Annotated in this window: 16 protein-coding genes; 14 read left to right on the top strand and 2 right to left on the bottom strand. The window is 66.4% G+C overall.

Translation table 11 applies throughout. The features are described from left to right. Window positions 1-94 precede the first annotated feature (94 nt). Complete coding sequence (locus AC5P7F_RS09175) at window positions 95-796, bottom strand: FKBP-type peptidyl-prolyl cis-trans isomerase (RefSeq protein ID WP_014646545.1); 702 nt, start codon at window positions 794-796, stop codon at window positions 95-97. 167 nt (window positions 797-963) lie between these two features. Here AC5P7F_RS09175 and AC5P7F_RS09170 point away from each other — a divergent pair, with 167 nt between their 5' ends. The 3 genes from AC5P7F_RS09170 to nth are packed head-to-tail and all read left to right on the top strand — an operon-like array spanning window position 964 to window position 2,796. Continuing rightward, window positions 964-1,746 carry an enoyl-CoA hydratase/isomerase family protein gene (locus tag AC5P7F_RS09170; protein ID WP_014646544.1) on the top strand — a complete coding sequence of 261 codons (783 nt, stop codon included), beginning with the start codon at window positions 964-966 and terminating at the stop codon, window positions 1,744-1,746. Between the two features lie 4 nt (window positions 1,747-1,750). Next, complete coding sequence (locus tag AC5P7F_RS09165) at window positions 1,751-2,104, top strand: hypothetical protein (protein ID WP_049442206.1); 354 nt, start codon at window positions 1,751-1,753, stop codon at window positions 2,102-2,104. Then, on the top strand, window positions 2,104-2,796 hold the full coding sequence (gene nth, locus AC5P7F_RS09160) for an endonuclease III (RefSeq protein ID WP_014646542.1): 693 nt from the start codon (window positions 2,104-2,106) through the stop codon (window positions 2,794-2,796). The genes AC5P7F_RS09165 and nth overlap by 1 nt, the downstream gene beginning before the upstream one ends. 81 nt (window positions 2,797-2,877) lie before the next feature. On the opposite strand, the gene AC5P7F_RS09155 is transcribed toward nth, so the two are convergent. Then, window positions 2,878-4,110 carry a porin gene (locus tag AC5P7F_RS09155; protein ID WP_014646541.1) on the bottom strand — a complete coding sequence of 411 codons (1,233 nt, stop codon included), beginning with the start codon at window positions 4,108-4,110 and terminating at the stop codon, window positions 2,878-2,880. Window positions 4,111-4,664: 554 nt separating this feature from the next. Here AC5P7F_RS09155 and pstS (AC5P7F_RS09150) point away from each other — a divergent pair. The 11 genes from pstS (AC5P7F_RS09150) to rnt all read left to right on the top strand — a co-directional run bounded on the left by pstS (AC5P7F_RS09150) (window position 4,665) and on the right by rnt (window position 14,259). Next, the gene (pstS, locus tag AC5P7F_RS09150; protein ID WP_014646540.1) at window positions 4,665-5,681 is read left to right on the top strand and encodes a phosphate ABC transporter substrate-binding protein PstS; all 1,017 of its coding nucleotides are present in this window, start codon (window positions 4,665-4,667) and stop codon (window positions 5,679-5,681) included. Between the two features lie 416 nt (window positions 5,682-6,097). Then, entirely contained in the window at window positions 6,098-7,186 is a 1,089-nt protein-coding gene (pstS, locus tag AC5P7F_RS09145) for a phosphate ABC transporter substrate-binding protein PstS (RefSeq protein ID WP_164076947.1), read from the top strand. A 79-nt stretch (window positions 7,187-7,265) separates the two neighbouring features. Beyond that, the gene (gene pstC, locus AC5P7F_RS09140; RefSeq protein ID WP_005412771.1) at window positions 7,266-8,234 is read left to right on the top strand and encodes a phosphate ABC transporter permease subunit PstC; all 969 of its coding nucleotides are present in this window, start codon (window positions 7,266-7,268) and stop codon (window positions 8,232-8,234) included. Further along, window positions 8,234-9,097 carry a phosphate ABC transporter permease PstA gene (gene pstA / locus AC5P7F_RS09135; protein WP_014646538.1) on the top strand — a complete coding sequence of 288 codons (864 nt, stop codon included), beginning with the start codon at window positions 8,234-8,236 and terminating at the stop codon, window positions 9,095-9,097. The genes pstC and pstA overlap by 1 nt, the downstream gene beginning before the upstream one ends. Before the next feature lie 19 nt (window positions 9,098-9,116). After that, complete coding sequence (gene pstB, locus AC5P7F_RS09130; RefSeq protein ID WP_005408788.1) at window positions 9,117-9,947, top strand: phosphate ABC transporter ATP-binding protein PstB; 831 nt, start codon at window positions 9,117-9,119, stop codon at window positions 9,945-9,947. A gap of 76 nt (window positions 9,948-10,023) precedes the next feature. Next, on the top strand, window positions 10,024-10,731 hold the full coding sequence (gene phoU / locus AC5P7F_RS09125) for a phosphate signaling complex protein PhoU (protein WP_005408787.1): 708 nt from the start codon (window positions 10,024-10,026) through the stop codon (window positions 10,729-10,731). 236 nt (window positions 10,732-10,967) lie between these two features. Then, window positions 10,968-11,321 (top strand): HvfA family oxazolone/thioamide-modified RiPP metallophore, encoded by a 354-nt coding sequence (locus AC5P7F_RS09120; RefSeq protein WP_014646537.1) that lies wholly within the window; start codon window positions 10,968-10,970, stop codon window positions 11,319-11,321. Next, window positions 11,308-12,183 carry an HvfB family MNIO-type RiPP peptide maturase gene (locus tag AC5P7F_RS09115; RefSeq protein WP_164076948.1) on the top strand — a complete coding sequence of 292 codons (876 nt, stop codon included), beginning with the start codon at window positions 11,308-11,310 and terminating at the stop codon, window positions 12,181-12,183. Before AC5P7F_RS09120 ends, AC5P7F_RS09115 begins: the two co-directional genes overlap by 14 nt. After that, window positions 12,176-12,931: an HvfC family RiPP maturation protein gene (locus AC5P7F_RS09110; protein WP_069117332.1), complete on the top strand. Its 756-nt coding sequence runs from the start codon at window positions 12,176-12,178 to the stop codon at window positions 12,929-12,931. The genes AC5P7F_RS09115 and AC5P7F_RS09110 overlap by 8 nt, the downstream gene beginning before the upstream one ends. 24 nt (window positions 12,932-12,955) lie before the next feature. Further along, window positions 12,956-13,477: an HvfX family Cu-binding RiPP maturation protein gene (locus AC5P7F_RS09105; RefSeq protein ID WP_164076949.1), complete on the top strand. Its 522-nt coding sequence runs from the start codon at window positions 12,956-12,958 to the stop codon at window positions 13,475-13,477. 131 nt (window positions 13,478-13,608) lie between these two features. Then, window positions 13,609-14,259 (top strand): ribonuclease T, encoded by a 651-nt coding sequence (rnt, locus tag AC5P7F_RS09100; protein ID WP_032956522.1) that lies wholly within the window; start codon window positions 13,609-13,611, stop codon window positions 14,257-14,259. Window positions 14,260-14,338: the final 79 nt, after the last annotated feature.

Below are 14,338 nucleotides of genomic sequence, written 5' to 3'. Positions count from 1 at the left end.
CGCTCGCGCGCAGCGCGGGCGTTTCACCGCCAGGGGCTGCACAAACAGAAACGCGCCGGTGGGATCACCGGCGCGTTTCGTTTGCTGTTTCGATTTACTTGACGCTGACCAGCTTGATCTCGAACTGCACAGCCACGTTCGGCGGGAACGGGGTGCGCGGGTCGGCACCGTAGGCCTGGTCCGGCGGCAGGGTGACTTCCCACTTCGAGCCGGCCGGCATCTGCAGCAGGGTCTCGCGCATGGCCTTCATTTCAACTTCGCTGACCTTGATCGACGGGATCTGCTGGGCAGGGCGGGCTTCGGTCGGGCGCTGGCCGTACGGGAACGGACCGGCCACCTCCAGCTGCACGGTGCTGGCCTGGGTCGGCTTGGCGCCCTTGCCGGCTTCGATCACGCGGTACTGGACGCCGCTCGGCAGGGACTGCACGCCGGCCTTGGCCTTGTTCGCCGCGATGAACTGATCGCTCTTGGTCTTGTTTTCGGCAGCCGCCTTTTCGTACTCGGCCTTGGCAGCCTGGGCACGGCCCTGCTCGCGCTTCTGGAACGCTTCAACGGCCGGCTTCAGCTGCTCGGCGGTGATCGCCGGCTGCTTCTTGGCGTAGGCATCCTGCAGGCCCTTCACCACCGAGTTGATGTCCAGCTGCTCACCGCGACCGGTCAGCTCCGCCAGGTTGTTGCCGTAGTCGTAACCGAAGTAATAACTCAGCTTGCCCTTCTCGGACGCGATGTCCTGGGCGAAGGCATTGCCCGTCAGGGCCAGGGCCGCGACGGCGACCGCGATAGAACGCAACTTCATCAAACAGTTCTCCAGGGGTGGTAACTCAGGGACGTTCTTCGCCGCCCTGAGGCGACGGGTTAGGATAACGGGCGCAACGTGTAACCGCTACTCACGATGCAGGCTATGACCCGTCTGCGTTTGCAGAGTTCAATATCACTTTTTTTTAACGTTCCAGGAGTTTCCCCGTGGCCGATGCCCTGATCGCTGTTGCCGACGAAGGCGCCATCCGCACCGTGACCGTCCAGCGCCCGGACAAGCTCAATGCCCTGAACGCCGCGACCCTGCAGGCGCTGGCCGATGCCTTCAGGGACGCCGCTGCCGATCCGGAGGTGCGCGTGGTGGTGTTGACCGGGGCGGGCCCGAAGGCCTTCGTGGCCGGTGCCGACATCGCGGAAATGAACACCCTCAGCGCCGTTCAGGGACGTGATTTCTCGCTGCTGGGCCAGGCCCTGATGCGCCAGATCGAACGCATGCCCAAGCCGGTCATCGCGCGCGTGAACGGTTTCGCGCTGGGCGGCGGGCTTGAGCTGGCGATGGCGTGCCACCTGCGCATCGCCGCCGATACCGCCAAGGTCGGCCAACCGGAAATCAATCTCGGCCTGATTCCCGGCTTCGGCGGCAGCCAGCGCCTGCTGCGCCTGTGTGGCCGCGCCGCCACCCTGGAGCTGTGCCTGCTGGGGGCGCCGATCAACGCCGCGCGTGCGCTGGAGCTGGGCATCGTCAACGAAGTCGTGCCGGCCGACGCGCTGGACAACCGCGTGCAGGACGTCGCCCGCCAGCTGGCACGCTCAGCACCGCTGGCCCTGCGTGGCCTGCTCGACGCGGTGCACGTGGGCGGCGAGTGCAGCCTGGAGGCCGGGCTGGAATACGAAAGTGCGCAGTTCGGCCTGCTGTTCGCCACCGAGGACATGCGTGAAGGCACCAGTGCCTTCCTGCAGCGCCGCCCGCCGGCCTTCCAGAGCCGCTGACGCCATGGCATCCCGACCCAACCCCGCGCAGTTGTTCGCCCGGGTCCAGGCAGACGATCTCGATGGCGCCCTGCAGGCGGGGCTGATGGACTACGTCGCCCGAGCCGGCGACGAACAGCTGCTGCCTGGCCACCCGGACCTTCCGCAGCGGCTGCAGCAGGCCCAGCAGCAACTGCGTACGGCCTGGGCCGCACGCGAACGCTATCGCGCCCGCGCGGTGCGCCTGGCCCGCCGCGAAGCCGAGCGCGATGCACGTCGCACCCCGCCCCCGGCGCCGGACGTGAAGCCCCCCCTGCCCGCCGCGGCGGCCGCGATTCTCGCCCGGGCCAAGGCCCGCGTCACCGGCAAGGAGCCGTAATGGCCACCGCGAAGAAGACTGCCCGCGCACCGGCGCGGCGCGGCGGCCGCATGCCGCGCGCCGACGTGGTGGAAATGTTCACCCGCCTGCGCGAGCTCAATCCGCACCCGAAGACCGAGCTTGAGTACAGCTCGCCGTTCGAACTGCTGGTGGCCGTGGCGCTGTCCGCACAGGCCACCGACGTCGGCGTCAACAAGGCCACCCGCCGCCTGTTCCCGGTCGCCAACACGCCGGCGAAGATCCTCGCGCTCGGTGAGGATGGCCTGAAGCCGTACATCGCCACCATCGGGCTGTTCAACGCCAAGGCGAAGAACGTGATCGCCACCTGCGCGATCCTGCTGCAGAAGTACGGCGGCGAAGTGCCGCGCGACCGCGAAGCGCTGGAAGCGCTGCCCGGTGTGGGCCGCAAGACCGCCAACGTGGTGCTCAACACCGCCTTCGGCGAGCCGGTGATGGCGGTGGATACGCATATCTTCCGCGTCTCCAACCGTACCGGCCTGGCCCCCGGCAAGAACGTGCGCGAAGTGGAGGACACGCTGGTGAAGGTGATTCCGGCCGAGTTCCTGCTCGACGCGCACCATTGGCTGATCCTGCATGGCCGCTACGTGTGCAAGGCGCGCAAGCCGGATTGCCCGGGCTGCGTGATCGCCGACCTGTGCCGGTTCAAGGAAAAGACCACAGCCGAGACGTGACGCGGATCGTGTTGTGACGAAACGAAGACGGCGGGCACCAGGCCCGCCGTCCGCGTGTATGGACAAGGGTGCTTCAGGAGATCAGAACGACAGGTCGCCCCAGACGCCGAATTCCTTGGTCTTGTCGTTCTTCTTGTCGCTGGCGTTGGCCAGGTGCGTGTACTTGTACACGGTCGACAGCTTGAGGTTCTTCATGACCGGGAACTCGACGCCGACGTTCCAGTACTTGTCGCTCAGGGTCGGGTCCAGGGTCTTGCTGACGTCGGTGTCATCGTAACGACCGAACACGTTGATGCCACCGTCGGTCACGCGCACGCTGCCCCACACCGACCAGCCACTGGTCTTGTCGGTGGCAACGGTCAGCACGTTGTTGAGGTTCTTGGCCTGGAAGTACTCGCCGCCGACGCGGAAGTTGCTGTCGGCGTAGGCCACCATCGCGTTGGCGCGGGTGTAGGTGTTCTCGGCGCTCTGGATGTCGGTTTCCTTGCCCAGCTTGCCGCTGTAGCCGCCGACGGCGACCACGAAGTTCTCGTTCGGGGTGTAGGCCACGCGGCCTTCCACGTCCATGCCCTTGCTGCGGGTCGGGTTCTTGTAGCCGGCGCCGGACACGACCGAGACGGCGTAGTTGAAGTTGTTGCCCAGGTTGCCGAAGCCATGCAGGCCCCAGTCGGACGAGTTGCCGTACTTCAGGCGGTCGGTCAGGGTGTTCTCGACATAGCGCATGCCGTAGAACTTCTCGACGTACGGGATCCACGGCATGTCGGCGGCACCGACGCGCAGGTTGAAGGCCGGGTCGAAGCTGCCCTGCACGTAGGCCTTCTTGACGAACAGTTCGGTGTTGCCGATGGCCGAGCTGTACTGGAAGTCGGTGGTCAGGTTGGCCGACCAGATGTCGTTGAACTTGTGGTCGACGGTCAGGTAGAAGCGCTTGACGTCCAGGCCGGTGCCGCTGGCGGCGGTGTCCTTGCCGTTGCTGGTCTTGTCGATGTTGGTCAGGTCAAAGAACATGCGACCGCCAATCTTGTTGTCATTGACCAGCTTGGCCAGCTTGTCGACGCTGGTCTGGGTCTTCTGCGCACCTTCCAGGGCCTGCGCCTGGGTGATGTTCACTTCGGACTGCGCGTCGGACTGCGCCTGCAGCGCCTGCGAATCGTTCTGCAACTGCTGGACCTGGGCCTGCAGCGCAGCGATCTGTGCCTGCAGCTGCTGCAACTGTGCCTGGGACACGCCCGAGCTGGCGGGGGCTGCGAAGGCGTCGGCGGAAACCAGACCGAGGCTTGCAACGACCGCGGCGGCGAGCAAATGGGAACGCATTTTGGATTTCTCCAGAGGGTTGGAATGGCTTGGGCAGAACGCCACGCCGGCAGGCCGGTCAAGCGTTTTGCGAACGTTCCGTTAAAACCATGACAGCCGAATGACAGATTGAGCACCAACCCCAGATTTCTTCGTGCGGTCATGCGTACGACTCATTTGCGCGCACATGCTTATCGATCCCTTGCGCCCCATGGCGTGGTGTATCGGCACCGACACGCGGGCAAGCCGCCGGGTCACCCTGGTCCGCACCGCCCGGCTTCGCGCGGATGACGCGGAATCCCTGCGCAACGCCAGGCGCAGACCGCGCGAAGGGAGCCAGCCGTCACCTCATCGGCCACCTATGCAAGGTGACCGCAACCGGCGCCGGCGCACCTCCCTTGTGCCCGCACGACCGCCTCAGCCGCTGCGCGAAACCTTCACGGCCCGCGCTGCGCAAGCGTCAGCCAGCGCTGTAACGGATGCGTCATACAACGGTCCCCGCGCTGTCATCGAACCGTTATGGAATGTGCGCCGGGCGGGTAACCCCGCATTCCAATCAACCCAGGAGCCACCCCGTGATCCACGCCTTCAAGTCGCGCGTTGCCGTTGCCGTCTTCGCAGCGTCGTCCGTGTTCGCCGCCAACGCCGCTGAAATCACCGGCGCGGGCGCCTCGTTCATCTACCCGGTGATGTCGAAGTGGTCGGCCGACTACAACGCTGCCACCAGCAACAAGGTCAACTACCAGTCGATCGGTTCCGGCGGCGGCATTGCGCAGATCAAGGCCAAGACCGTTGATTTCGGCTCTTCCGATGCACCGCTGAAGCCGGAAGAACTGGCCGCCTCGGGCCTGGCCCAGTTCCCGTCGGTGATCGGCGGCGTGGTGCCGGTGGTCAACGTGGCCGGCATCGCCCCGGGCGCACTCAAGCTGGACGGCACCGTGCTGGCCAACATCTTCCTGGGCAAGATCAAGACCTGGAACGACCCGGCCATCGCCGCGCTGAACCCGGGCGTGACCCTGCCGAGCGCCAAGATCACCGTCGTGCACCGCTCGGATGGTTCGGGCACCACCTTCAACTTCGTCAACTACCTGTCCAAGGTCAGCCCGGAGTGGAAGAGCTCGGTCGGTGAAGGCACCTCGGTCCAGTGGCCGGCCGGCATCGGCGGCAAGGGCAACGAAGGCGTTGCTGCCTACGTGAAGCAGATCAAGGGCGGCATCGGCTACGTCGAACTGTCCTACGCACTGCAGAACAAGCTGTCGTACACGGCGATGAAGAACGCTGCCGGCAGGTTCGTCCAGCCGAGCGATGCATCGTTCGCCGCCGCTGCCGCCAGCGCCGACTGGGCCAGCGCCAAGGACTTCTACCTGGTGATGACCAACGCCCCGGGCGCCGAGTCCTGGCCGATCACCGCCACCAACTTCATCCTGGTGCACAAGAAGCCGAAGAACGCTGCCAACGGCAAGGCCACCCAGGAGTTCTTCCGCTGGGTCTACAAGAGCGGCGACGCCCAGGCCCGCCAGCTGGACTACGTGCCGCTGCCGGACAGCCTGGTCCGCCAGATCGAGACCTACTGGTCGCAGAACCTGAAGTAAGCACGTTCCCCCGCAGGAACGGGGCCGGCGGGTCCTCTCTCCCCCGCCGGCCCCAACCGGGCGCGAGATCCTCGAGATCTCGCGCTCTTCTTGTTTTCGGGGATGCATGCATCTGCCTCTGCAGCGCCGAGCCCACGCTCGGCTGGGTGCTGGAGCGTGCGGACCGACGGTCCGCACCTACCGAGGGCAGGGAGCCGTCGAACATGGCTTGACTCCACACGGGCCAACCGGCCGCCATACCGGTGCGCAGATCCGGGGTCTCCGGGGCTCTGCCGGATGGGGGCCAACCCGGTGAAACCCTTGTCAGAACGTGATCCAGGACACCTCTGTCATGGTCGTAATACGGCTGTAACAAAAACATCATTTCATAGCCGCATCCGCCGACCACGTCGGCTCTTCCCCGCTATGGAGTGACCATGAAACTGCACTCGGCCGGCCTTGCCGCCCTTTCCCTGGCCATCGCCCTGGGCCTGTCGGCCTGCGGTGGCGACAAGCAGGCCGCGCAGCAGCCGGCGGCCGACGGTGCCGCTGCCCCGGCCGCTGCCGGTGCCAAGGTGACCGCCGAAGTGTCCGGCGCGGGCGCGTCCTTCATCTTCCCGCTGGTCTCCAAGTGGTCGGCCGACTACAACGCCACCACCGGGGCCAAGATCAACTACCAGTCGATCGGCTCCGGCGGCGGCATCGCCCAGATCAAGGCCGGCACCGTCGACTTCGGCTCCTCCGACAAACCGCTGAGCAGCGAAGAGCTGGCACAGGCCGGCCTGGCCCAGTTCCCGTCGGCCATCGGCGGCGTGGTGCCGGTGGTCAACATCGAAGGCCTGGAAGCCGGCAAGCTGCGCCTGAGCGGCGCCCTGCTGGCCGACATCTTCCTGGGCAAGGTCAAGACCTGGAACGATCCGGCCATCGTCGCCGCCAACCCGGGCGTGAAGCTGCCGGACGGCAAGATCACCCTGGTCCACCGTTCGGACGGTTCGGGCACCACCTTCAACTTCTCCAACTACCTGTCCAAAGTCAGCCCGGAGTGGAAGAGCAAGGTCGGCGAAGGCACCTCGGTGCAGTGGCCGGACGGCGTCGGTGGCAAGGGCAATGAAGGCGTCGCTTCGTACGTGAAGCAGATCAAGGGCTCCATCGGCTACGTCGAGCTGGCCTACGCGCTGCAGAACGGCATGCCGTACACCGCCATGCAGAACGCCGCCGGCAACTGGGTCGAGCCCAGCTCGGAAACCTTCGCCGCGGCGGCCGCCAGCGCCGACTGGGCCAGCGCCAAGGACTTCAACCTGGTCATCACCAACGCCCCGGGCGAGCAGGCGTGGCCGATCACCGCCACCAACTTCATGCTGATGCAGAAGCAGCCGAAGGACGCCAAGCGCAACCAGGACACCCTGGCCTTCTTCAAGTGGGCCTTCGAGAACGGCCAAGCCCAGGCCAACGAGCTGCACTACGTGCCGCTGCCGGCCGAACTGGTCAAGCAGATCGAGGCCTACTGGGCGACCGACCTGAAGTGACGGACTCGACGGTGCCCGCCCCGCGCGGGCACCGCTTCCACGCCGTGCCGCCCCGCCCCTTCCTGGCCCTGCCGTCCCCATGAATGCCATCGCCCAGCCTGTAGCCGCCCCGTCCACGCGTGATGCGCGTGATGCCCGCAACGACAAACTGTTCCGATGGGTGCTGGTCGGCACCGTCATCTTCGTCCTGATCGCCCTGGCCTGCGCCGCGCTGTCGATGCTGTGGGGCGGCCGCCATGCCCTGCAGATGCAGGGCCTGAGCTTCTTCTTCTCCGCCGACTGGAATCCGGTCGAAAACAAGTTCGGCGCGCTCGCCCCGATCTACGGCACCCTGGTCACCGCCGTCATCGCGATGGTCATCGCCGTGCCGGTCAGCTTCGGCATCGCCTTCTTCCTCACCGAAGTCGCGCCACGCTGGCTGCGTGGCCCGGTCGGCACAGCCATCGAACTGCTGGCCGGCATTCCCTCGATCATCTACGGCATGTGGGGCCTGTTCGTGCTGGTGCCGGTGATGACCGAGTACGTCACGCCGTTCCTCAACGAGACCCTGGGCGAATGGCCGATCATCGGCCCGATGTTCCAGGGCCCGCCGCTGGGCATCGGCATGCTCACCGCCGGTTTCGTGCTGGCGATCATGGTCATTCCGTTCATCTCCTCGGTGATGCGCGAAGTGTTCCTGACCGTGCCGACCCGCCTGAAGGAATCGGCCTATGCGCTGGGCTCCACCAAGTGGGAAGTGAGCTGGGACATCGTGCTGCCCTACACCCGCTCGGCGGTGATCGGCGGCATCTTCCTCGGCCTCGGCCGCGCCCTCGGCGAGACGATGGCGGTGGCCTTCGTGATCGGCAACAGCGTGCGCCTGTCGCCGTCGCTGCTGGAACCGGGCACCACCATTGCTGCGCTGATCGCCAACGATTTCGGTGAAGCCACTGAAACCTACCGTTCGGCCCTGCTGCTGCTCGGCTTCGTCCTCTTCATCGTCACCTTCGTGGTGCTCGCCATCGCCCGCCTGATGCTGATGCGCCTGTCCCGCAAGGAGGGCAACTGATGTCCAGCACCGCTGACTCCCTGTACCTGCGCCGCCGCATCGGCAATGTCGTTGCGATCACCGCCTCCTGCGCCACCGCGCTGTTCGGTTTGTTCTTCCTGGGCTGGATCCTGTTCACCCTGGCCTCCAAGGGCCTGGCCGGCATCAACCTGGATCTGTTCACCAAGATGACGCCGCCGCCGATGCAGGAAGGCGGCCTCGCCAACGCGTTCTTCGGCAGCGCCGTGATGTGTGCGCTGGCGATCGGCATCGGCACCCCGCTGGGCGTATTGGCGGGCACCTGGCTGGCCGAGTACGGCAACGCCCGCAAGGCCGGCACCGTGGTCCGCTTCGTCAACGACATCCTGCTGTCGGCCCCGTCCATCGTGCTCGGCCTGTTCGTCTACACCCTGTACGTGATGCAGACCGGCGGCAACTTCTCGGCGTTCGCCGGTGCGCTGTCGCTGGCCTTCATCGTGCTGCCGGTGGTGGTACGCACCACCGACGAGATGCTGCGCCTGGTGCCCTCGCAGATGCGCGAAGCGGCCCTGTCGCTGGGCATCCCGCAGTGGAAGGTGATCGTGCAGGTGCTGTACCGCAGTGCCTCGGCCGGCATCATCACCGGCATCCTGCTGGCACTGGCCCGCATCTCCGGCGAGACCGCACCGCTGCTGTTCACCGCCTTCGGCAACCAGTACTGGAACAACAACATCTTCCAGCCGATGGCCTCGGTGCCGGTGGTGATGAACCAGTTCGCCGGCAGCCCGTATGAATCCTGGCAGGTGCTGGCATGGGCCGGTGCCCTGGTGCTGACTGTCTTCGTGTTGCTGGTCAGCCTTGCCGCCCGCGGCATCCTGCTGCGCAACCGTATCTCCCATGACTGACCTTTCCGTGGATAACGCCATGAACGACCTTTCCAACGCCGTGCCGATGCAGCGCATCGCCGTGCCGTCCTCGCACGAGAGCCTGCACACGCCGTCGCCGGTGAAGCTGGCTGCGCGTGGACTGGACTTCTATTACGACAAGTTCCACGCCCTGAAGGGCATCAACCTGGAAATCCCGGAAAAGCGCGTGACCGCGCTGATCGGTCCTTCCGGTTGCGGCAAGTCGACCCTGCTGCGCATCTTCAACCGCATCTACGCGCTGTACCCGAAGCTGGAAGCGCGCGGTGAAGTGCTGCTGGACGGCGAGAACATCCTGTCGCCGAAGTACCCGATGAACCGCCTGCGCAGCAAGGTCGGCATGGTGTTCCAGAAGCCGGTGCCGTTCCCGATGACCATCTTCGAGAACGTGGCCTACGGCATCCGCCACCACGAGAAGCTGAGCAAGGCCGACATGGCAGACCGCGTCGAGCAGGCGCTGCGCCAGGGCGCGCTGTGGGACGAAGTGAAGGACAAGCTGGGGCAGAGCGCACTGGGCCTGTCCGGCGGCCAGCAGCAGCGCCTGTGCATCGCCCGTGCCGTGGCCCTGCGCCCGTCGGTGCTGCTGCTGGACGAGCCGACCTCGGCGCTGGATCCGATCTCGACCAGCCGCATCGAGCAGCTGGTGGAAGAACTCAAGCACGAGTACACCATCGTGATCGTCACCCACAACATGCAGCAGGCCGCACGCGTGTCCGACTACACCGCCTTCATGTACCTGGGCGACCTGATCGAGCACGACCGCACCGAAGTGATCTTCTCGCAGCCGTCGCAGCGGCAGACCGAGGACTACATCACCGGCCGCTTCGGCTGAAACGTCAGTCGAGCACGGCTCGACCCTGCAGACACCATCAGTCGAGCGTGGCTCGACTCTACAGAGTGGAACAACCATGAACCTTCCCAACGACCACATCGTCAAGAGCTACGACGAAGAGCAGCAGCGCCTGGTGGCCGAGATCGTGCGCATGGGCGAGATGGCCGTCGCCCAGCTCGAAGCGTCGATGGACGTGATCGAGAAGCGCGACGAGAACGCTGCCCATCGCATCATCGCCAACGACGAGGCGATCGATGCGCTGGAACAGCAGATCAGCCACGACGTGATGCGCCTGGCGCTGCGTGGCCCGATGGCGCGCGACCTGCGCGAGATCCTTGCCGGCCTGCGCATTCCGGCCGACATCGAGCGCATCGGTGACTACGCTGCCAACGTCGCCAAACGCTCGATCGCGCTGGGCAAGGTGCCGCCGCTGCCGCAGATCCAGGGCCTGCGTGCACTGGGCCGCCTGGCCGCGCAGCAGGTCCGGCGTGCCATTGCCGCCTACCGCGACAACGATGCTGATGCCGCGCTGGAACTGCGTGAGGACGACGCCCGCCTGGACGCGCAGTACACCGCGCTGTTCCGCGAGCTGCTGACCTACATGATGGAAGACCCGCGCAACATCACCCCGTGCACGCACCTGCTGTTCATGGCCAAGAACCTGGAGCGCGTGGGCGACCACGCCACCAACATCGCCGAGAACGTATGGTTCCTGGTGCATGGCGAGCAGCCGCTGCCACCGCGTGAAAAGCGCGACGAGACCTCCAGCACCGGCCAGCCCTGACGCTGCACTGCAACACCGGAGTCGACTCCAAGGTGGCCGCTGTCCTGGTGACAGCGGCCTTCTTTTTTGGGGAGTTCCCCCGCATTGGGCCCGCCGGGCTTGCCCGGTGCGGACCTGCCGGATGCTTCTGTAACAGATCTCACGAAAATTTGAGTTCTTGGCGAGGATTCGTTGAGTAGGATCGCTGCACCATCGATTCACCCCGGGCACCTGCCCACCACCCAGGAGTAAGACCGATGAGCAGTTCCAACAAGACCCTGTCCCTGCTGACCGCTACCGCTCTGGCCGCCGGCCTGGGCATGACCGCCAGCGCCTCGGCGCTGAGCATGAGCGACCTCGCCCAGGGCTACCTGGTGGCCGGCCAGGCAGCCAAGGCCAGCACCGATGCCAAGGCCGCCGATACCAAGATGGCAGCCGACGCGACCAAGCACGCCGAAGGCAAGTGTGGTGCCGACGGCAAGACCGGCGAAGGCAAGTGCGGTGCCGACAAGGGCAAGGCTGCCGGCGCAGCGGGCGCCAAGGCCAAGACCGGCGACACGAAGTCGGCTGAAGGCAAGTGCGGCGAAGGCAAGTGCGGTGGCAAGCACTGACGTCCGCGCCAGCCTCGTCCACCCGCAGTCGCCGCTTCGCGCGGCGGCTGCAGGGTTGGGCCTGCGCCGGGCGCTGCTGCAGGATCTGCGTGACGCTCCGGCAGGCGACTTCGACTTCCTGGAATGCGCGCCGGAGAACTGGATCCATGTCGGCGGCCCGGCCGGTGATGCCCTGGCCGAACTGGCACACCGCCATCCGCTGAGCTGCCACGGCCTGTCGCTGTCGCTGGGCGGCAGTGCCGCCCTGGACACCCAGCTGCTGGAGCAGGTCGGCCGGTTCCTCGAAAAGCACCGCGTGCCGCTGTACAGCGAGCACCTGAGCTACTGCAGCGACGACGGCCACCTGTACGACCTGCTGCCGATTCCCTTCACCGACGAAGCCGTGCGCCATACCGCGCAGCGCATCCGCCACGTGCAGGACCTGCTCGGCCGCCGCATCGCGGTGGAGAACGTGTCCTACTACCTGGCGCCGGAACCGGCGATGGACGAGCTGGCGTTCACCAATGCGGTGCTCGCCGAAGCCGACTGCGACCTGCTGCTGGACGTCAACAACGTCTACGTCAACGCCTGCAACCACGGCTACGATGCCGATGCCTTCATCGCCGGCCTGCCCGCGCAGCGCATCGTCTGCCTGCACGTGGCCGGGCACCTGGACGAGGCACCCGACCTGAAGATCGATACCCATGGCAGCGCGGTGATTGATCCGGTCTGGGAGTTGCTGGCGCGTACCTATGCTCGCATCGGCCCACGCCCCACCCTGCTCGAACGCGATTTCAATTTCCCGCCCTATGCGGAACTGCAGGGCGAACTGCAGACCATCCGCCGCCTGCAGGCCGCACACGCCGGGGCTGCACATGGCTGACGCTATCGACACCCTGCGCGCGCAGCAGCACGCGTTCACCGCGCACCTGCGCGATCCACAGGCGGTGCCGGCACCGGCCGGCCTGGATGCACGCCGGTTGGCGGTGTACCAGCACCTGCTGTTCAACAACCTGCTCGGGCTCCTGAGCAACGGTTTCCCGGTCTGCGTCCGCCTGCTCGGCGAACCGGCATGGAGCGCGCTGGTGCGCCACTACTTCGCCACCCATCGCTGCCAGACCCCCCTGTTCACCGAGCTGGCCGCCGAGTTCGTGCAGTGGCTGCAGGCACAGTCGCAGCTGCCGCACCCGGCGCTGGCCGAACTGGCCCACTACGAGTGGGTGGAAACCGCGCTGTACCAGTTGCAGGCCGAGCCACTTCCTGCGCCTGGCGATGTCGATCCGCTGCGGGTGCCGCTGCAGCGTTCGCCGCTGGCGTGGCCGCTGCTGTACCAGTGGCCGGTGCACCGTCTCGGTGCAGAGGATGCGCCGACCCAGCCCCTCCCAGAACCCACCGGCCTGCTGGTCCGCCGCGAAGCCGACGGTGAAGTGCGATTCGCCGCGCTCAGCCCCTTGGCGGTGCACCTGCTGTCCAGCATCGGTGAACAGCCTGGGCTGGAAGGCCGTACGTACCTGCAACGCCTCGCCACCACGCATGGGCTGGCCGAAGACGCGCTGGCCGGCCCCGGTGCCGCGCTGCTGCGGCAGTTCCTGCAGGCCGGCGTGATCGGCCCGCTCACCGCCCCGCCCTGACACCCCATTTGCGGAGATCCCCTGATGAACCTTCCGACCCTGGCCGCCGCGCGTGACCAGCTGGACCGTCTCGCCCCCTGGTTGGCCCCGCTCGGCCTGCGCCTGCTGCTGGCCTTGGAATTCTTCGAATCCGGCCGCGAGAAGCTGCGCGGCCAGAACTGGTTCGCCGACCTGCAGGACGCCTTTCCATTCCCGTTCGACCAGTTGCCGGCCACCCTGAACTGGCAACTGGCGACCTGGTTCGAACTGCTCGGGGCGGCCTGCCTGCTGTTCGGTTTCGGCACCCGTTTCGCCGCCGCGAGCCTGCTGGTGCTGACCGTGGTGGCCACCTATGCGGTGCATTGGCCGATGGAGTGGAACTCGCTGGCCGACCTGGCCATGGGCTATGCGATCAGCGACCAGGGCTTCGGCAACTTCAAGCTGCCGGTGCTGTTCATGGCCATGCTGCTGCCGCTGATCTTCACCGGCGCCGGCAAGCTGAGCGTGGACGCCTGGTTGGCGCGGTGGTCTCCCTCGGCCACACCTGCGCGGCCAGCGGTTCGGTAGATGCCGACCTTGGTCGGCGCGTCATGTGCCAACCAAGGTTGGCACCTACCGGGTTCTGCGTTCGTGCCACCACGGTGGCTGGCATGGGCTGCGTGGCCGGGCGCTCAGGGCCGCTCTGATAGAATTCACGCATGACTGACCCCATCCCCGCACCTGCCGCCGTTCCCGATTCCGCACTTCCCCAGGCGCAGCGCGCGATGTCACAACGCTTCCGCGGCTTCCTGCCGGTGGTGGTGGATGTCGAAACCGGCGGCTTCGACAGCCAGCGCAACGCGCTGCTGGAAATCGCTGCGGTGCCGATCGAGATGGACGAGAACGGCCTGCTCTACCCCGGCCAGACCGCCAGTGCCCACGTGGTCCCGGCCGAGGGCCTGGAGATCGACCCGAAGTCGCTGGAAGTGACCGGCATCATCCTCGACCATCCGTTCCGGCTGGCCAAGGAAGAAAAAGCGGCGTTGGACCACATCTTCACTCCGGTGCGTGCGGCGATGAAGAAGTACGGCTGCCAGCGCGCGATCCTGGTTGGCCACAATGCCCATTTCGACCTCGGCTTCGTCAACGCGGCCGTGGCGCGGACCGGCCACAAGCGCAATCCGTTCCATCCGTTCAGCGTGTTCGACACGGTCACCCTGGCCGGTATCGCCTACGGCCAGACCGTGCTGGCGCGTGCGGCCACTGCCGCCGGGCTGGGTTGGGATGCGAATGAAGCGCACAGCGCGGTATATGACACCGAGCAGACCGCGCGGCTGTTCTGCACCATCGCCAACGCCTGGCCGCGGTAAGAAAGCGCTTTCTGTAGAGCCGAGCCATGCTCGGCTGCACCTTTTTCCGCGCTGCCGCGCGGTGGTCGAGCACGGCTCG

This window comes from Stenotrophomonas sp. YJH_SMC_105-26 (assembly GCF_059368915.1).
The sequence above is the reverse complement of the archived record's forward strand: the minus strand, read 5'-3'. Positions and strand labels throughout refer to the sequence as shown.